The organism is Flavobacterium limicola, assembly GCF_003634755.1.
Taxonomy (GTDB): Bacteria; Bacteroidota; Bacteroidia; order Flavobacteriales; family Flavobacteriaceae; genus Flavobacterium; species Flavobacterium limicola.
The window spans coordinates 1,525,891-1,544,870 of sequence record NZ_RBXA01000001.1; the positions used below are offsets into that span (position 1 = coordinate 1,525,891).

The 18,980-nt window shown below is 33.4% G+C and carries 18 protein-coding genes; 6 read left to right on the plus strand and 12 right to left on the minus strand.

All coding sequences use genetic code 11. The annotated features are described in order from the left end of the window. Nucleotides 1–4 precede the first annotated feature (4 nt). The 5 genes from BC952_RS06740 to BC952_RS06760 form a co-directional block, all read right to left on the minus strand. Nucleotides 5–1,276, minus strand: coding sequence for a YaiO family outer membrane beta-barrel protein (locus BC952_RS06740; RefSeq protein ID WP_167445707.1), 1,272 nt, complete (start codon nucleotides 1,274–1,276; stop codon nucleotides 5–7). After that, the gene (locus BC952_RS06745) at nucleotides 1,273–2,715 is read right to left on the minus strand and encodes a glycosyltransferase family 2 protein (protein WP_121364783.1); all 1,443 of its coding nucleotides are present in this window, start codon (nucleotides 2,713–2,715) and stop codon (nucleotides 1,273–1,275) included. Before BC952_RS06745 ends, BC952_RS06740 begins: the two co-directional genes overlap by 4 nt. Beyond that, nucleotides 2,715–3,776 carry a HEAT repeat domain-containing protein gene (locus BC952_RS06750; protein ID WP_121364784.1) on the minus strand — a complete coding sequence of 354 codons (1,062 nt, stop codon included), beginning with the start codon at nucleotides 3,774–3,776 and terminating at the stop codon, nucleotides 2,715–2,717. Before BC952_RS06750 ends, BC952_RS06745 begins: the two co-directional genes overlap by 1 nt. A 71-nt stretch (nucleotides 3,777–3,847) precedes the next feature. Then, nucleotides 3,848–4,612: a TIGR02757 family protein gene (locus tag BC952_RS06755; protein WP_121364785.1), complete on the minus strand. Its 765-nt coding sequence runs from the start codon at nucleotides 4,610–4,612 to the stop codon at nucleotides 3,848–3,850. A 139-nt stretch (nucleotides 4,613–4,751) separates the two neighbouring features. After that, entirely contained in the window at nucleotides 4,752–5,414 is a 663-nt protein-coding gene (locus BC952_RS06760) for an ABC transporter ATP-binding protein (protein ID WP_121364786.1), read from the minus strand. Between the two features lie 247 nt (nucleotides 5,415–5,661). Here BC952_RS06760 and msrA point away from each other — a divergent pair, with 247 nt between their 5' ends. Next, a complete protein-coding gene (gene msrA, locus BC952_RS06765; protein ID WP_121364984.1) occupies nucleotides 5,662–6,210 on the plus strand; it encodes a peptide-methionine (S)-S-oxide reductase MsrA in 549 nt (182 codons plus the stop codon). Between the two features lie 47 nt (nucleotides 6,211–6,257). Next, entirely contained in the window at nucleotides 6,258–6,557 is a 300-nt protein-coding gene (locus BC952_RS06770; RefSeq protein WP_121364787.1) for a hypothetical protein, read from the plus strand. A 16-nt stretch (nucleotides 6,558–6,573) separates the two neighbouring features. Here BC952_RS06770 and BC952_RS06775 read toward each other — a convergent pair whose 3' ends face one another. The 5 genes from BC952_RS06775 to BC952_RS06795 form a co-directional block, all read right to left on the minus strand. Next, nucleotides 6,574–6,876 carry a DUF6787 family protein gene (locus BC952_RS06775; protein ID WP_121364788.1) on the minus strand — a complete coding sequence of 101 codons (303 nt, stop codon included), beginning with the start codon at nucleotides 6,874–6,876 and terminating at the stop codon, nucleotides 6,574–6,576. A 32-nt stretch (nucleotides 6,877–6,908) separates the two neighbouring features. Then, nucleotides 6,909–7,343, minus strand: coding sequence for a DUF6146 family protein (locus tag BC952_RS06780; RefSeq protein WP_121364789.1), 435 nt, complete (start codon nucleotides 7,341–7,343; stop codon nucleotides 6,909–6,911). 117 nt (nucleotides 7,344–7,460) lie between these two features. Continuing rightward, nucleotides 7,461–8,411: a D-2-hydroxyacid dehydrogenase gene (locus BC952_RS06785; protein WP_121364790.1), complete on the minus strand. Its 951-nt coding sequence runs from the start codon at nucleotides 8,409–8,411 to the stop codon at nucleotides 7,461–7,463. Between the two features lie 114 nt (nucleotides 8,412–8,525). Further along, nucleotides 8,526–9,596, minus strand: coding sequence for a 3-phosphoserine/phosphohydroxythreonine transaminase (gene serC, locus BC952_RS06790; protein WP_121364791.1), 1,071 nt, complete (start codon nucleotides 9,594–9,596; stop codon nucleotides 8,526–8,528). A gap of 93 nt (nucleotides 9,597–9,689) precedes the next feature. After that, the gene (locus BC952_RS06795) at nucleotides 9,690–10,748 is read right to left on the minus strand and encodes an acyl-CoA reductase (protein WP_121364792.1); all 1,059 of its coding nucleotides are present in this window, start codon (nucleotides 10,746–10,748) and stop codon (nucleotides 9,690–9,692) included. A 138-nt stretch (nucleotides 10,749–10,886) separates the two neighbouring features. On the opposite strand from BC952_RS06795, the gene BC952_RS06800 reads away from it, so the two are divergent. After that, nucleotides 10,887–11,237 carry a 4Fe-4S dicluster domain-containing protein gene (locus tag BC952_RS06800; RefSeq protein ID WP_091171992.1) on the plus strand — a complete coding sequence of 117 codons (351 nt, stop codon included), beginning with the start codon at nucleotides 10,887–10,889 and terminating at the stop codon, nucleotides 11,235–11,237. A 70-nt stretch (nucleotides 11,238–11,307) separates the two neighbouring features. Here BC952_RS06800 and BC952_RS06805 read toward each other — a convergent pair whose 3' ends face one another. Then, nucleotides 11,308–11,844 (minus strand): hypothetical protein, encoded by a 537-nt coding sequence (locus BC952_RS06805; protein ID WP_121364793.1) that lies wholly within the window; start codon nucleotides 11,842–11,844, stop codon nucleotides 11,308–11,310. 153 nt (nucleotides 11,845–11,997) lie between these two features. Continuing rightward, nucleotides 11,998–14,703, minus strand: a complete 2,706-nt coding sequence (locus BC952_RS06810) for a TonB-dependent receptor (RefSeq protein WP_121364985.1) — start codon at nucleotides 14,701–14,703, stop codon at nucleotides 11,998–12,000. Between the two features lie 288 nt (nucleotides 14,704–14,991). On the opposite strand from BC952_RS06810, the gene ychF reads away from it, so the two are divergent. The 3 genes from ychF (at nucleotide 14,992) to BC952_RS06825 (ending at nucleotide 18,972) form a co-directional block, all read left to right on the plus strand. Continuing rightward, nucleotides 14,992–16,086, plus strand: coding sequence for a redox-regulated ATPase YchF (ychF, locus tag BC952_RS06815; RefSeq protein ID WP_121364794.1), 1,095 nt, complete (start codon nucleotides 14,992–14,994; stop codon nucleotides 16,084–16,086). A gap of 371 nt (nucleotides 16,087–16,457) precedes the next feature. Next, nucleotides 16,458–16,988 carry an NADPH-dependent FMN reductase gene (locus BC952_RS06820; protein ID WP_121364795.1) on the plus strand — a complete coding sequence of 177 codons (531 nt, stop codon included), beginning with the start codon at nucleotides 16,458–16,460 and terminating at the stop codon, nucleotides 16,986–16,988. Between the two features lie 121 nt (nucleotides 16,989–17,109). Next, complete coding sequence (locus BC952_RS06825) at nucleotides 17,110–18,972, plus strand: DNA topoisomerase IV subunit B (protein ID WP_121364796.1); 1,863 nt, start codon at nucleotides 17,110–17,112, stop codon at nucleotides 18,970–18,972. The last annotated feature ends 8 nt before the right edge of the window (nucleotides 18,973–18,980 follow it).

Here is an 18,980-nt window from a genome sequence, read left to right on the forward strand (position 1 = left end):
TAGTTTAAAATTTATATTGTAACATTAATGATAGTTCTAGCTCGTTTTGTGTTGAGTTACGAATGTATTCTTGCTGGTTGTACGTGAGTTGAATTCCAGTTACATAATGATTGTTAAACAGTTTAAAATATCCTGCACCAATCCTATATGAATTTAAAGAAATCCTCTCTTTGAACTGGCCTAAAGTGGTTCTTTCTTCAGGAGAGGATCCGTAACCGGAGGTCAAAGTTATATAATCAAAACGGGTATCAAAATAATACCGTACCGTTAACGTAACTGCGGGGTAATAATCTTCTTTATCTTTTTGAATAAAGGTTCTTAGATTTACCCAATAGGAATCTATATATTTCCCGACACCAACAACTCCTGTTGTGAATTCAGTGCCATCTTGTGTCTTTAAATATCGAATGCCTAAATCACCTTCCCAGCCCTTTTTGAAATTTTGATAAAAGGAATATCCAAGTCTTAATTTTGGAAATACGGCATCTTCACTGTAAGCCACGTTCACGTAGGAATAATTATTTTTGCCGGTAAAAAAATAAGATTCCACTTCATATTGAAAACCATTTGCAATGCTGTGTCCAGAGGATAATCTATCTGCATAATTTACACGTCCGATCAAGGAACCCCATTGGCGCTCTTTTATGTACTGCAAACTTCCTAAATGCCAAGGGCCATACCCTTCTCTGTCGAAAGAGGTGAAACTGTAGTTGATTCCTATTCGATCCGTTCTTAACTTTGATTCTAACTGAAAAAGAAGTTGCGTAATTTGGTCATCATTCGGGTTTTTTAATTGTAATGTTTTTAAATATTGATATTCTTTTTTTCGATCTTTTTGCAATTGATATACTACTAGTTTTTTTTGCTCAAAATCTTTGTCTTCCGGATGTGAAGCAATTGCTTGGTCTATTATGATTTCGGCATTATTGTATTTTTTTTCATCTAATTCTATATTGATCAAATAGTTATATGCGTCTTGGTTGATGGGGGTTTTATCAATATAATATTTGTAATAATATCTTGCGCTGTCAGTGTTTTTTAATAAATCATAATTACGTCCTAAAACCAGATAATAGTCTAAATATGCAGGTGCTAATTTTTTTCCTAATAAGGCCCTTTGGACATTTTTTTCATAATTCTTTCCATTTTGCATGTCTTTAATTATAACGGTCAAAAGACTGTCTGAATCAATTTTTTGAGCTGCTACTTTTTGATTGGAAACAAAAAATAAAAAAATAAAAAAACAAGCTATATTTAAAATTTTGCTTTGAATCATGATGTTAGTTTTTGAGTAGTTGTAAATCCTTTTCGAATCATTACGCCCCATTTTTGTTCGGTCTGTCTAAAAAAGAACCAATATCCTCTTAATGATGCATAAATGTTTAGTGGATGGTAAACGAAAGGCTCTATCATTGCCATAAAGATTAGTACCATTAATTCTTTGTAATTGGCATAGCTTTTATACAATAAATCGTCTATCATAATTGAAATAAGTGTAATCAACAAATAAAAGATGTATACAAATACACTCATGATGATTAAGTATTCAGTATTCAGTCTTCCAGTTAAAATACCGGCAATCAATGCTATGATTCCAAAAAACTCTATTATTGGCACGAGAAATTCGAATATCAAAAAGAAAGGTAAAATCATAAATGCTGTTTTACCATATTTTGGATTAAAAAACATTTTTCGATGCAGGAAAAGTGTTTGTATAAGCCCTCTTGCCCATCGGGTGCGTTGTCTTAACAGCACTTCTCTCGAGTCGGGAACTTCTGTCCAGCATAACGATTCGGGAATATATTTAATTAAAAATTTTAATTTGTTTTCATGCATGTGCTTTCTCATTCGAGTGATTAATTCCATATCTTCTCCTAATGATTTATGCCAATAGCCACCTACTTTTATGGCTATTTCTTTATCAAACATTCCTAATCCGCCAGAAACTAAAAGCAATCCGTTGATTTGGCTCCAAGCCATTCTGCCAAAAAGGAATGAACGTACATATTCTAATTCCTGAAATCTGGGATACCAATCTTTAGGAAAGTGCACTTTATGTAAGAAACCATCTTTAACTTCGCATGAATTTGAAATTCGAATTCCAGCGCCTGTGGCTATCACTCTTGTTTCATTTTCCATAAATGGTTTTGCTAATTTAAGTATGGTGTCTCTTTTAAGTATACAATCTACATCGGTACATAAAAACAAAGGATATTTTGACGAATTAATACCAGCATTGGAGCCATCAGCTTTACTTTTCCCATTTTCTTTATCTACCACTAAAAGTTTCGAATAAATAGGATTAGTTGATTTATAATGACCTCTTACGGGTTTAGTCACAATTTTTTCTTGGTAATAAAAATCAATTTTTACTAATTCAAATTCCGTTATTAATTTGGTTAGCGTGTCATCTGTGCTCCCATCATTTATGATTATAATTTCAAATTTAGGGTAGGTTAATGACAGTAGTGATTTTACATTATAAACAATACTAACTCCCTCATTAAATGCTGGCGCCACAATTGAAACTCCCAATAAATGATTTGATCTGGTGAGAATATCCTCAGAAATATATTTTTGGTATCTAAGATGTTTTAATATAGCATAATAGGATAGAAACGATAAGAAAATGTAAAGCAAAATATAAGTAACAGAAAAAAGTGATATGAAAACTTCATAAAAATGGATTAACTGGTATGTTGGGTTTTGCATCATTATAAGTAAATTTCTCTTACATGTTTAGTCATTTTCATTGTGTCGTAATCCTTGGCGGCCACAGTATCTAAAACAGTTTTGTTTATTTCGTTCAAACAATCAACTGCTTTTAATTTTAGGTCTTTGTCAGTTTGTAGTTGAATTTCATTCTCTAAAAATGAAACTACTGCCTCATCACCGATAACCTTTAATGTATCTAAAATTTCCAGTTGAATTTCAATAGATACTTTATTGAAATGCACAATCAAATCTTCTTTTGCTTCAGTTAAAAAAAGTTCGCGTATGGCTATAATAGCTTCTTTTTTCAAAGAATCATCCTCATTTTGAATCAATGCTATGATTTCTGAGGCTTTATTTCTATAATTATAAAAAACCATTATTTTTAACCCTAATTTTGTAATTGAGTTGTTGTTGGTCTCAATCCATTGATCAATGTTTTTGGGGATTGGAAATTTTTTTTCATGTAAAAGATCCATTATTTTTATGGTATACAAATGCGAAATAGTAGACGGTAATTCTTTAAAACTCTCCATGTAATTTTCAGATAATGATAAAAAAGCCATATTAGCATTAGACCGAATCACGATATTAGGATGTTTTAGATAAGGTTTAATGATGGAATTACCTTTTTTATAATCTAAAGCTTGAAAATGATAAAAGCCTTCACACTTGTTATAGCTTCTAAAATCACGAATTAAGCGCGCAGAATATTTATTAAGGTTTAGTGCTTGATAAAAAAAAAGTATAGGTTCTGATGCTTTTCCTTTTAAACTATGTTTAAATCGAATCATATCATTAATGACGAGTTCTTTGCACCAAGATTTATGGAGTGGAATTTCTTTTTTGAACTGCAGTAGTTTTTTGTTGATTGTCTCTTCATTGGGTTTTGAGAGAATCATTTCAGTCAAAAAAATCTCGGCTTTGTTGGTTACAGCCTGTCTGTAAGGTTTATTATATTCGTAATAAATTCGTTTTGATAGTAATACTAGTGTCGATAATACTGTGGATATCAGTAACAATGGGATAATATAATATTTTAGATATAAAATAAATAAGTCCATGATTAGCAGTGTTTTATATCATAATATTACAAAATATAAAAAGTTAAAAAAAATATTTCCGATGTATTACATTAAAATCCTTCGAAAACACCTAAACCAAATAAGGCAAAGTCATATTTAACAGGATCAGCACTGTCAAATTCACGAAGTTTTAAATCCAATTCAGACAAGGCTTTTCCATCATTTTGTTTCCGTGTCAAAATGCCTAATTTTCTGGCTACATTTCCAGAATGTACGTCTAAAGGACATGATAACGAAGCTGGCGAAATGCTTTTCCAAATTCCTAAATCGACGCCTTTATTGTCTTGACGAATCATCCATCTCAGATACATGTTGATCCTTTTTGCCGCAGAATTATTCAGCGGATCTGATACATGTTTTTGGGTTCTATACTGGTGTGGAATTTCGAAAAATATTTTCTTGAATTCGTGGATGCTTTTTTGCATCGAATGGGTTTCCTGATGTTTGCTGAACACCGCTTCTAAACCGCCGTGATTTGTATAGATGTGTTGTAAACTTCTAATAAAACTAGTAAAATCTATTCCGTTGAACGTGCGGTGAACAAAAGTTTCCAATCGTTCTAAATCATTTTCAGTATGCGACATGACAAAATCATACGGCGCATTTCCCATCAAATCCATCATGCGATGTGAATTTTTGATAATCATCGTCCGATTTCCCCAAGCAATAGTAGCGCTTAGAAAACCTGCAATTTCAATATCTTCTTTTTGTGAAAATAAATGTGGAATTTGTACCGGATCGCTTTCTATGAAGTCGAGTGTGTTGTATTGCAGGACTTTTTCGTCGAGAAAATCTTTAAGTTCTGATGGATTCATTATCGATGGATGACTTTGAGTACTAATTTATTTTAGGAAATACAGCTTGTTGTTGCAAGGTATAGCCCAGATAGAAACGGCATCCTTTTTATTTTTTCTTTAAAAATAAAAAGATACAGTGTATAGCTGGAAATAGCTCCTAGTTACTAATTAAACCGTCCACCATTATTAGTTTTCTGTCGGCCATGTTCGCTAATTCCTCGTTGTGAGTCACAATGACAAAAGTTTGTCCCAACTCATCGCGCAATTTGAAAAATAATTGATGCAGGTTCTCAGCAGAAGCTGTATCGAGATTTCCGGAAGGCTCATCAGCAAAAATGATGGCTGGTTTATTAATCAGCGCTCTAGCTACTGCCACACGTTGCTGTTCTCCACCCGAAAGTTCGTTGGGTTTGTGATTCATTCTGTGCGAAAGACCAAGATAAGTTAATAATTTTTTGGCTTCAGTCTCAGTCTCTTCTTTTGGTTTATTGGCAATAAATGCAGGAATACACACATTTTCCATTGCCGTAAATTCAGGTAATAATTGGTGAAATTGAAAAATGAAACCTAAATTCAAGTTTCTGAATTTCGATAAGGTTTTGTCATTCATCGTCAGAATGTCTTCATTATTGATGCGCAACTCAATTCCGTTTTCAACGGTTGGCTTGTCTAAAGTTCCAAGAATTTGTAAAAGTGTTGTTTTTCCAGCACCTGAGGCTCCTACAATAGAGACTATTTCTCCTTTTTGAATATGTAAATCAACTCCTTTCAACACATGCAGTTGATCGTAATATTTATGTAGATTTTTGGCTTGTATCATTTTGAAACTGTTTTTACAAAGAAACAAAGATTTTAATGATTATGAATTGGAACTCCAATTATTTTCCTTTGACAAACTATAAACTTTAGTTAACAGAGAATATTCACAACGATTTATTGAATAAATTTGATTCTAAATCATACAAATTATGAAAAAAATAATTGGGATTTTTTTGGCGCTATTGCCTTTTTCATTTTGTGCAAAAGAAAAGAATATTACTTTACCAAAAAGTATAGAAACAAAAAATATGGAAATACAAAACGGAATGGAAGTTGCAACCTTTGCAGGAGGTTGTTTTTGGTGTACTGAAGCAGTTTTTTTAGAACTGGACGGTGTAAGTAAGGTAGTTTCAGGATATATCGGAGGAAATACGGTGAATCCTACGTACCAAGAAATAAGTACTGGTGATACCGGTCATGCCGAAGCGATTGAGATTACGTTTGATCCCAATAAAATTAGTTTTGGCGAGCTGTTAGAAATATTCTTTGCCACGCACGACCCTACGACATTGAACCGTCAAGGAAATGATATTGGGACACAATACCGCAGCGAAATTTTTTATCACAATCCTTTTCAAAAACAATTATCCGAAGATTATATCGCTTTGATGACTACTGAGAATACATTTGGAAAACCAATTGTCACTAAGATTTCTGCTGCGTCTAAGTTTTATGTAGCCGAAGATTATCATCAAAACTACTACAATCAAAATAAAACCCAAGGCTATTGCAGTTATGTGATTACTCCTAAAATTGATAAATTGAAAAAATTATATCAGGATAAGCTCAAAAAATAATTGGCATTAGATTTGTACGTATTCTGGAAAATAATAATCTAAATACTATGACAGAACAAGTGTCCGTTAGTGCAGTAAATAACAAAACCAGAAATCTGGCATTGGGAATTCTGTTTGATTCCATTGGAATGCTTTCGTTTACCGTACCTTTTATCGGTGAATTTTCAGATGTAATTTGGGCTCCTTTAGCCGGTTTTTTAATGACTTGGATGTATAAAGGCACAATAGGAAGAGTAGGAGGAGTAGTTACATTTCTAGAAGAAATTTTACCATTTTCGGATTTTATTCCAACTTTTACGTTAACCTGGATTTATAATTATGTAATTAAAAACAAAGATGCCTCGTAATTCGAGGCATTTTTTGTTAGTCGTTAAAAAGAAATCCTAATCCCAATCGTTTCAGCATTTTTTTTTCGAAAGCCCAAAAGAATTTGAACTGTCCAAACAAAAATCCTATCAATACTAATAAGACTTGGTATATGGGAAAAATTAGAATTAATCTGACAGGAGTAAACCAATAGCCTAAATGTTCTTTTGTAATTCCAAGCCAGAAACAAAAAGGTTTAGAAAGCCACGCCGATGCAGATCCAGTTATCGCAAAAACAATAAATATAATGGTAAGTTGAAAATTGCTGTCAATTCCCCAACGTTGTTTCAGTTTGTTCATTTTTATTTATAATGAATACAAATATAGTGACATTATCTGATGGGGACAAAACCAAAAAGTTTTTGTTTGTAGGTGTTTTGGAAATAAATCATGTAATTGTATATCAAATAATTTACCTCATAGCCGTAATCAATATTAGGGTCATAGTTGATTGTCATTTCATATAAATTGGGATCATATCGTTGCGGTTGCAAAACCCGACTGTTCCATTCCGTTACATATAGTTGGTTTTTGGTTTCCAAAAAAGATTGTGAGTGATAGCCACGTGGCAATGCTCTTGAATTAAGCCAGCTATTAAAACCGGGATCAATAATTATCACCTCGTATTCCAGTTCATCATTAGCAATTCGGACTGTGTCACCCTGAGCAGCAACAGATTTTTCAGTACTTGGAAATGCACTTTTTGAAGTGGTACAACTCAAAAACACAAAAAAAAGGACGATTATAATGTAGTAACTGTTTTTCATGACGGAAAAATTGAACTATAAAGTTACAAAAACAAATGATTGATTGATAGAGTTTTGACCAAAAAAAGAGGCTGCTTTTATCAAGCAGCCTCTCATTAAATATTTAAGAAAGAAAAACTAGCTTAACAAACTAATAATTTGTGAAGCTAATTCTGTACCGATTCTGTCTTGTGCTTCTCCAGTTGCAGCACCAATATGTGGAGTCAACGAGATTTTATGGTTCATCAAAATAGCCATTTCAGGAGTTGGTTCGTTTTCAAATACATCTAATCCAGCAAATAATACTTTTCCGCTGTCTAATGCTTTTACTAATGCCACTTCGTCAATAACTCCGCCACGCGCACAGTTTACAATTCCCACACCATCTTTCATGATTGCCAATTCTTTTTCACCAATGATGTAACCATCTTGCGCAGGGACGTGTAATGTAATGAAATCAGCTTCTTTGAATAAAGATTCCAATGATTGTGAAGCGATTGTAGTCGTGATGGATTGTCCGTCAAAAAATTCCACTTTAATATCCACTTGCGGGATAAAACTATCGGCAGCGATAACTTTCATTCCTAGTCCTAGCGCCATTTTAGCAGTAGCCTGACCAATACGGCCAATTCCAACTATTCCAAGTGTTTTTCCTCTTAATTCAATTCCGTTTGCGTAGGCTTTTTTCAAACCATCAAAGTTGGTATCGCCTTCAAGCGGCATATTTCTGTTAGAATCATGCAAGAAACGAACACCAGAAAATAAATGTGCAAAAACCAATTCAGCCACTGATTCTGATGATGAAGCCGGAGTATTGATTACGTGAATTCCTTTGCTTTTAGCATAATCCACATCAATATTGTCCATTCCTACACCACCACGACCTATAATTTTCAATCCTGGGCAAGCATCAATGATATCTTTACGAACTTTAGTCGCACTACGTACCAAAACTACACTTACATTATTTTCATTTACAAAGTTAGCCACTTGTTCTTGTGCTACTTTTGTTGTTATCACTTCAAATCCACCTTTTTCTAAAGCTAGAATTCCACTTTTAGAAATTCCGTCATTGGCTAATACTTTCATTTGTATTTTATATTTAAAGATTGAAAAATTTAAAGATTCAATCTGTGTTGTTTAATGTAGTGATTGATTAAAAATTGATTTTTCAAATCTTTAAATCATTCAATATTTTAATTTTTAAATTGCTTTTTCCAAAGCTTGCATAACATCTACTAATACCTGAACACTTTCTAATGGAAGCGCATTGTACATAGAAGCTCTGTAACCACCTACTGAACGGTGTCCAGGCAAACCTGAAATTCCCGCAGCTTTCCACATTGCATCAAATGTTGCAGCATGTGCTTCATCATTCAATAAGAAAGTAGCATTCATATTTGAACGGTCTTCAACAGCGGCAGCTCCTTTGAATAGCGGGTTTCTGTCGATCTCTCCATAAAGCAAAGCCGCTTTGGCATTGTTTATTTTTTCAATAGCAGCAATTCCACCAAGGTTTTTCAACCACTGTAAGGTCAATAATGAGGCGTAAACAGGGAAAACAGGAGGAGTATTGTACATGCTTTCTGCTTTGATATGTTTGGCGTAATCCAACATGCTAGGGATTATTCTATCATTTTTACCTAAAATTTCTTCTTTTACAACAATCAGCGTAGTTCCTGCTGGACCCATATTTTTTTGTGCTCCGGCATAAATCAAATCAAATTTAGAAAAATCCAATTCTCTTGAAAATATATCAGAACTCATATCACATACAAGTGGTATATCAACTGATGGAAATTCCTTCATTTGCGTACCAAAAATAGTGTTGTTACTTGTACAATGGAAATAATCAGCATCTGCTGGTATTGTATACCCTTTTGGAATGTGATTGTAATTTTCTTCTTTTGAGGAAGCGACAACCACAGTTTCACCAAAAAGTTTGGCCTCTTTGATAGCAGCTGCTGCCCAAGTTCCTGTATCAAGATAAGCAGCTTTTCCGCCTTCTTTCATCAGGTTGTAAGGTGCCATCACAAATTCTAAACTCGCTCCGCCAGCAAGAAATAAGGCGCTGTAGCCTTTCCCTTCAAGGCCTAAAAGTTCAAGAACGATGGCCCTAGCTTCATTCATAACGGCAACAAAATCTTTACTTCTGTGCGAAATTTCTAAAAGCGATAATCCGGAATCGTTAAAATTTAAAATTGCTTGTGCTGATTTTTCAAAAACTTCTTGCGGTAAAATACAAGGTCCTGCGCTGTAGTTGTGTTTTTTCATGGTGTAGTTTATGTCCAAAAAATTAAAGTGCAAATTTCGACAATAGGAGTTTAAAAAGCGTTAATTAATTCGAAATAATTGCACTTTTTTCTGCTATATTGTTAATAAAAATGAAATTGTATCGATGTTATCTGCGTAATTCCATAATCGGGGATTTTGAGTTTGTCCAAATGCCACGCTGTTTTCTATAGTCTCATCAGCAACAATACATTGTAATAGCTCACTTTCCGACTCCAATCTTGTTTTTAATTCGTTAATATCCTCGTAAAACTCATAAAAAACACTCGAAATAGGTGAGGCATGACTTTGATCTTCTTTTAAAGTCAAAAATCCATTGTCCAATAATTTAAAATTACTCATCAGGAAAACGGCTTTATTGTAATCGTAATTGTTGGCGTATTTTTCGTAATGAATGACATCTTGGTAAGCAAATATCGCTTCAAAAAACGGAACAAACGAATATCCTTTTGGAACAAAAAGTTTAGAAACATTGCGGCAACCCAATCCAAAATAGCGAAAAATGTCTTCGCCTAAAGCAGTAAGTTGTTCTTTGGTTTCATTTCCGGTTAAAACCGCTACTGAATTTCTGCTTTTTCGAATAATCGATGGTTTATCTTTAAAATAATATTCAAAATAACGGGCTGTGTTGTTACTTCCCGTGGCTATAACGGCATCAAAATTTTCTAATTTTCCCTCTACAAAAGTAATATTCCCAGCTAATTCTGGTTGAACAACAATGATGTATTTCGCTAAAAAAGGCAACAAATGCTGATCATTTGAAGATGTTTTTACCAGTACATTATTTCCTGTAATCAAAACCGAAAGGAAATCGTGAAAGCCCACCAACGGAATATTACCAGCAAGAATTAAAGCGACTTTTTTAGGCTCTTGATTTGGAATTGTATAACTTGAAATCCATTGATTCAGGTTTTCTTCTGTTAATGCTTCTGCCCATGATTGTATGGAGAAATAAACGTTTTCAGGAGTATACCAACCGTTATGCGATTGTGATAATTGTATCAAGTCAACAAAAGCATCAAAAAAAGTTTCGTTGTGCAAAACAGCCGGATTTTTTAAAGTGTTATTTTCGGAAAACTGACTTAAAAATTTTCCTAATTCAACAAAAACACTTTTTTTTGTTTCTAATGTCATAATGTTTGCTTATGAATAGTTTTGATTGTAATTTTGCACAAAAATAAGCTATAAAACGTATAGTTAAAAGATTAAAGAGGAAAGATATGAGAATCTTAAATCCAAAATCTTATTTCCTTAATATCCTAAATTAAAAAGATGGCAATTATAATAACAGACGAATGTATCAATTGTGGTGCTTGTGAACCCGAGTGCCCAAATACAGCAATATATGAAGGGGCAGACGATTGGAGATACAAAGACGGAACAAAACTAAAAGGGAAAGTGATTTTGCCTGATGGTACCGAAATTGATTCTGATGAAGCTCAAACTCCAATTTCTGACGAAGTGTATTACATTGTACCAGGAAAATGTACCGAATGTAAAGGTTTTCATGATGAGCCACAATGTGCGGCAGTGTGTCCTGTAGACTGTTGTATTCCGGATGACAATCACGTGGAAAGTGAAGAAACGTTATTGAACAGACAGGCGTTCTTACATAACGAATAGGCAGAAGATCTTAATTTTATGCAAAAAAAATCCCGAGCTAGCTCGGGATTTTTTTTGTTTTACAACTTTATTATTCTTTAACCATAATGAAAGTCTCTACTATTACTTTATCTGTTTTATCATCATAAGATTCTAAAACCAGATTTCCGTTAGCATCAAAATAACCAAAAGAAGTTTTATTTTTTGCTTTATAGATGTAATTGTTATTTGACGTTTTTCTTAAAACTGCAGCCTTTTCTTTGTTTGGTAAATACATATTGTATCCAGTCTCAGCCAATGAAACTTGATATTTCTGTCCATTTAAATTATAATAAGCAGATCTGTCGACATCCACAATATTTGTAACTCCATTTGCCGTCACTGCAGTAATTGCAGTTACTTGAACTGGCGTATTTTCCACTTCTTTATTCAATGCATTTGAGTCAGCATCTTTTAGTTCAATATTTTGAATTTCTTTTACTTCCTGCGTTTTAATTAATTTTTTTTCGCCTTTTGAATCTTTAATGGTAGTAACAGTTGTTTTTACTTCTGATTTAACATTTTTATTTTGCGCTTGAATATTTAATGTAAATAAAAAAGCAATCATTCCAAGAGTTATAGTTTTCATAACGTTTTATTTTTTAATGTTTTACAAAACAAATTTACAGATTATAATTTATACTATTTTTTTAAATTATTGTAAAATTCACATACGACATTTGCTAAAACAAGAAAAGGGCTGTCTTTCGATAGCCCTTTTCTTAATTATTTTAGGATAATATTAGAATTTATAATTCAATGATAAATTAAACATAGTTCCTAATTGACTAAAGTGATATCCATCATACGTCATTTGAGAATAACGACCATTAAAAGTAACCAAATTAAATTGAGTTCTGGTTTGAGCTGGATCATTTAGGATTGCAGTACCAGCAGCATTTTCAGCTTTAAATTTCCATTCAGGTAATACATTTAATAGGTTGTTTACATTTAAGGCCAATGTTAGTTTATCACTAGCAGCGTAGTTAATACCTAGATCAGTAACCATTTTTGTTAAAAATTCTACTTTTAGGTCATTTGACATACCAGCATTCTTAAATTTTGTAGGTCCAAATACAGTATTGTTCAAGGTGAAGCCAAATTTTCCAAGTTCATATTCTGCGCCACCAATCAATTTAAATTGTGGTCTTGAAGTAAATAGTAGTGCTTCTTGTGTTTTATCAATTACTGATTGGTTAACTGCTGCTACACTTGCTGGGTTTTTTACAGGTCCATCAATTTCATTTTTTAAAGTATAGTTACCAGAAATATTAAAGCCCATTTTTCCAGAGCCTACAATTAGATTTTTGTATCCTGCAACAAGATCAATACCCGATGTTCTAGAATCAATACCGTTCACGAAAAATGCTGATGTGTTAGTAGGAGAAAATGTAATAGGGTTTCCTAAAACAATTCTATCTTCAACTTTAATATCGTAATAATCTATTGTAAGATTAAAATTCTTATTTGGTTTTAAACCTATTCCAGCGGTAAAATTGGTTGAATTTTCGGAGTCTAACTTCGGAACACCGCTCGCTCTGGCAGCTGATGATACGTTGTTAATAAGACCTTGAACAACAATACCTTGTCCTGGAACAAATGATGATTGTGATTTTTGAGTATAAATCTGGTGTAAAGATGGAGCTCTAAAACCAGTTGATAAAGAAGCTCTTAATGTAATTTTATCATCAGAAAATTTATATCTTGTACTTGCTTTCCATACAGTTGCACTACCAAAATCACTGTAATCTTCATATCTAACAGTACCATTAACTAAGAAATCTTCTGTTATATCTAATGCAACATCTAAATAAAGACCTAGGTTGTATCTGTTAAATTTGCCAGAATTTTCCGGAGTATTACCTTGAAATGAATCGGCTCCACTTCTGTTTCCAATATATGAAGCTAGATCTCCTGCAAAAATTTCAAAATTTTCAGTTCTAAATTCAGATCCGAAACCTAAACTTAAATTATCCGTTAAATTTTTAGAAATGTCTATATTTCCAACATAATGATTAAAAGAAGTTCCTCCCGGTTTGAAAGTAATTGGAGTGTTAATTCCATATAAAAAGTTTTCTCCAGGGTCTTTTGTATTATTACCATTATCGTCAATAAAAGATCTGTTTTGTGAATTTGAAACGGTGTATATTTGAGTATTTCCTCCTGTAGTTAAACTTACATCTGTATTCCATCCGTTTTTTGTTGATTTATATCCAATTGTTGCATTGTAGTCATTCAAATCACCTTCGAATGTTGGCACATAACCTTGGTATGATGCATCAGTACCATCGCCAAATAATGTTGCTAAATAAGGCATATCAGTTACTGATCTCCAGTATGGAGTTCTGTAATTAGCAAACGAATTTACTTTCTTGTAAACGTATGCTGCATTGTAATACATTTGATTGTTTTCATTGTAATCAATCCCACCATTTACTAAAAATTTTGCTGCTGCCGTTTCTGGAGATCCATTTACGTTTCCAGCATCAGGTTTTAAAGCTAAGAAAGCATTCACATCTGCAGGACTAGCACCAAAATCAGCGATTTCGCCATCTGCATTTACTTTTCCTGGTCTGTTCGCTAGTGCAACTTTTGAAAAGTCTACTGTATAATTGATAAATCCTCTATCACCAACAGTTGATCCATTGTTTAAGCTTACTCCATACATCTCTCCATCTCCTTCACTTGTTATTCCTGTTCTTAATGTAACGGAACCTATAGAAGAGTTCTTTTTTAAGATGATGTTCATTACACCAGCGATAGCATCAGATCCATATTGAGCAGACGCTCCATCACGAAGAATTTCAACTCTTTCAATTGCATCTGTTGGAATTGCTGAGATGTCTGAACCTGTTTCTCCACGTCCTGGAGAAGTCTGTGTGTAAACAAGTGAACTCATGTTTTTTCTCTTTCCATTGATTAAGATTAGGGTTCTACTTGGTCCCATATTTCTGATTTCATAAGGATCTAGTAATGAAGTTGCATCATTCACAGGTGTTTGAACCGTATTGAATGATGGAATTTTGTACTGTAATGCTTTGTCAAATGAAGCTTGTCCAGTTGATGTCAAGTCTTTTGAGGATAAAACATCTATTGGCAGCGCTGATGTTGTATTACTTCTTGGAGCCGTTCTGGTTCCTGTAACTACAACTTCATCAAGATTTTGTCCGCCTTCTTCGGATAAAACTACATTTATAACTGCGTCAGTAGCTGCTTTTTCTAATTTAGAAAAGCCAACATAACTAAAAACTAATGTAGCTCCTTCTTTTACTTTGATCTTGTACATTCCGTCCATGTCAGTAGAGACTCCGTTTTGAGTTCCTTTTTCGATAATGTTTACACCTGGTAGGGCATTTCCGGTATTGTCTTTAACAACACCCGAGACTTCTTTTTGCGCGAAAAGAAACGACACGTTTAGTAGAAATAGTAATAATGCAAATTTTTTCATAATAAATTGTGTTTGATTTTTGGTTTGGTTTATAATCATTCGCAATATAAATTTTTTTAACAAAATATTAATATATTTTTCAATTTTTTATAAAAAATATATTAGGCCTTTTTAATGTGCGATTTTAAATTATTTAAAACATTTTTAAAATCTTATATTTGCAAACTTTTAGAGCAGACGTTATGTTCAAACCTAGCGTGTTATTTATAAAAAAGAGTTGTATGAAATCTTTTAAAAACAGAAAGAATACAACACAATATTCCATTAAAAATAAAATATTATCTACATATGAAAGCAGGAATTGTAGGATTACCAAATGTTGGAAAATCAACATTATTCAATTGTTTATCCAATGCAAAAGCGCAAAGTGCTAACTTTCCTTTTTGTACAATCGAACCAAATATAGGGGTTGTAAATGTTCCAGATCCAAGAATTGAAAAATTGGAAGAATTAGTAAAACCAGAACGTGTACAAATGGCAACGGTTGATATCGTTGATATTGCAGGATTGGTAAAAGGCGCCAGTAAAGGAGAAGGATTGGGGAATCAATTTCTTGGAAATATAAGAGAATGTAATGCGATTATTCATGTTTTGCGTTGTTTTGATAACGATAATATTGTTCACGTTGACGGAAATGTAAATCCAATTCGCGACAAGGAAACGATTGATATCGAGTTGCAGTTGAAAGATTTAGAAACAGTTGAAAAACGCCTTGAAAAAGTAAATCGTGCGGCTAAAACAGGAAATAAAGAAGCGCAAACTGAAAAAGCACTTTTAGATCGAATCAGAGAAACATTACTTCAAGCAAAATCGGCGAGAACGGTAACCCCACAAAGTAATGATGAAGAGGTTTTGATGGAAAGTTTTCAGTTAATTACAGCAAAACCAGTTTTGTATGTATGTAATGTGGATGAAAATTCAGCAGTTAGCGGAAATAAATATGTTGATCAGGTTCGTGAATTAGTAAAAGACGAAGATGCGGAAGTAATAATTCTTTCAGTTGGTGCTGAAGCTGATATTACCGAATTAGAAAGTTACGAAGAGCGTCAGGTTTTTCTTGAAGATATGGGGTTGAATGAGCCAGGAGCATCAGTTCTTATACGTGCAGCATACAAATTATTGAAACAACAAACCTATTTTACCGCAGGTGTCAAAGAAGTTCGTGCTTGGACAATCAATATCGGATCAACCGCGCCACAAGCTGCAGGAGTGATTCATACTGATTTCGAAAAAGGATTCATCCGTGCCGAAGTTATTGCTTATGAAGATTTCGTTCATTATGGTTCAGAAGCAAAATGTAAAGAAGCAGGAAAATTCAAGGTAGAGGGAAAAGAATATATAGTCAAAGATGGCGATGTAATGCACTTTAGATTTAACGTTTAATAAAGTCAGAATGTCCAAATTTGTAAAGTCGAAAGTTAGTAATAGCTTTCGACTTTTTTTTGAACACAATTCCAGCTTTCTACTTCAAACGAAGTTCACTGAACTCCAATAAAAATAAAACTTTAGTGAAGTAATATTTTTCCATCAATCTCTTTTTCTACGACCAAAAAGGAGCTTCCTTTGGTCGTTCTTTTTCATCAAGAAAAAGTAAGATTGCTCTGAAAAATGCTTTCCGTTTCACTCTGGGGTAAAATCGATTTGGAGGAAAATGAAATTTTGTTTTTTTCTTATTTGTTTTCGTAATCTGTGAATCAATGTTAATTATTTTGTTGTTATTTTATTTTTACTACTTTTAATAAAAACTAATCATCATGAAAATTATAGCCTTTGGTGCAAGCCCCAGTAAAAACTCCATCAATAAAAAATTAGCAACTTACGCCGCAACTCTTTTTGAAAATGCAGAAGTTGAAGTGTTGGATTTAAATGATTTTCAAATGCCTATTTTTACGGTAGACATAGAAAAAGAAATCGGTCAGCACGAGTTAGCAAAAGCATTTTTAGCTAAAATTGCTACTGCTGATATTTTGGTAGTTTCAATGGCGGAAAATAATGGGAATTATTCAGCGGCTTTCAAAAATATTTTTGATTGGTGTACTAGAATAAACGCCAAAGTTTTTCAGGAAAAACCAATGTTATTGATGGCAACTTCACCAGGAGCCAAAGGTGGGGCTAGCGTTTTGGGAATCGCAAAAAACGCTTTTCCTTTTTACGGTGGAAATATAAAAGCAAATTTTTCACTGCCTAGTTTTGATTCTAATTTTGATGTAACAAACGGTAAAATTTCAAATCCGGAATTGGATAATCAGTTGAAAGAAGTTATTAAGAATTTTTCAATCGTTTAATTTTCAATGTTTAAATCTTTCAATTTACTAATGTCAATATTATTCTTAATAACTTTGACGTCTGCCTATTTTAAAATTTATCGAATTACACTACATTAGCGCCAAATCCATAAATTTTACAATGTCCGAACAAAATCAATATACCGAAGATAATATTCGGTCGCTCGACTGGAAAGAACATATTCGAATGCGTCCCGGAATGTACATTGGGAAATTGGGTGATGGCTCTTCTCCGGATGATGGTATTTATATTTTGGTCAAAGAAGTACTCGATAACTGTATCGATGAATTTGCTATGGGAGCTGGAAAAACTATCGAAGTAACCATTAGAGATAGAACAGTTACGGTTCGTGATTATGGCCGTGGAATTCCCCTTGGGAAAGTTGTCGATGTAGTATCGAAAATGAATACAGGAGGAAAGTATGATTCTAAAGCGTTTCAAAAATCAGTTGGTTTAAATGGTGTCGGAACTAAAGCTGTCAACGCTTTGTCAGATTATTTCCGTGTTGAATCAGTGCGTGACGATAAACAAAAAGCCGCAGAGTTTTCAGCGGGAAATTTGATTTTAGAAGAAGATATAATTGATACTACTAAAAGAAAAGGAACGAAAGTTACTTTTACGCCCGATGAAACCATTTTCAAAAATTACAAATTCCGTTTTGAATATATTATCAAAATGGTTAAAAATTATTGTTACTTAAACAATGGTTTGACAATCATTTTTAATGGAGAAAAATACTACTCTGAAAACGGGCTAAAAGATTTATTAGAGGCAACTATCAATGTTGAGGATTTAGAATATCCAATCATACATTTGAAAGAAGGCGATATCGAGATTGCTTTAACACACAGTAAAACACAGTACAGCGAGGAGTATCATTCGTTTGTAAATGGACAAAATACCACGCAAGGAGGAACCCATTTAGCAGCTTATCGAGAAGCAATTGTCAAAACGATTCGGGAGTTTTATAATAAAAGTTTCGAAGCTTCAGATGTTCGAAAATCGATTGTTACGGCGATAAGTATAAAGGTGATGGAGCCGGTTTTTGAATCGCAAACCAAAACCAAATTAGGTTCAACTGATATGGGTTCTGAACCGGGAACACCTTCGGTGCGGACCTTTGTAAATGATTTTGTGAAAACGAAGTTGGATAATTATTTACATAAGAATCCTGCAACTTCAGACGCATTATTACGCAAAATTCTTCAAGCCGAAAGAGAGCGAAAAGAATTATCTGGAATCAGGAAACTAGCCACTGATCGTGCCAAAAAAGCGAACTTACACAATAAGAAATTAAGAGATTGTAGGGCGCATCTTCCGGATACTAAAAATCCTAAAAATTTAGAAAGCACGCTTTTTATTACGGAGGGAGATTCGGCTTCTGGGTCGATTACCAAATCACGTGATGTAAATACGCAAGCCGTTTTTAGTTTACGTGGTAAGCCTTTGAATTCTTATGGAATGAGTAAGAAAATTGTTTATGAAAATGAAGAATTCAATTTATTGCAAGCGGCTTTGGATATCGAAGATGGATTGGAAAAACTACGTTATAACAACATTGTAATTGCAACTGATGCCGATGTCGATGGAATGCACATTCGATTGCTATTGATTACGTTTTTTCTTCAGTTTTTTCCTGAATTGATAAAAGAAGGTCATTTGTATATTTTGCAAACGCCACTTTTCAGGGTTCGAAATAAAAAAGAAACGATTTACTGCTACTCTGATGAAGAACGGAAAGATGCTATTGAAAAACTAAAGCCAAAACCAGAAATCACCCGATTTAAAGGATTAGGAGAGATTTCTCCGGATGAGTTCAAGAATTTCATTGGAGAAACCATTCGTTTAGATCCAATTATGATGGACAAAAACACTTCGATAGAACAATTGCTTTCTTTTTATATGGGTAAAAATACTCCCGACAGACAGGAATTTATCATCAAGAATTTGAAAGTGGAATTGGATGTAATTGAGAAAGTTTAAATAGTTAT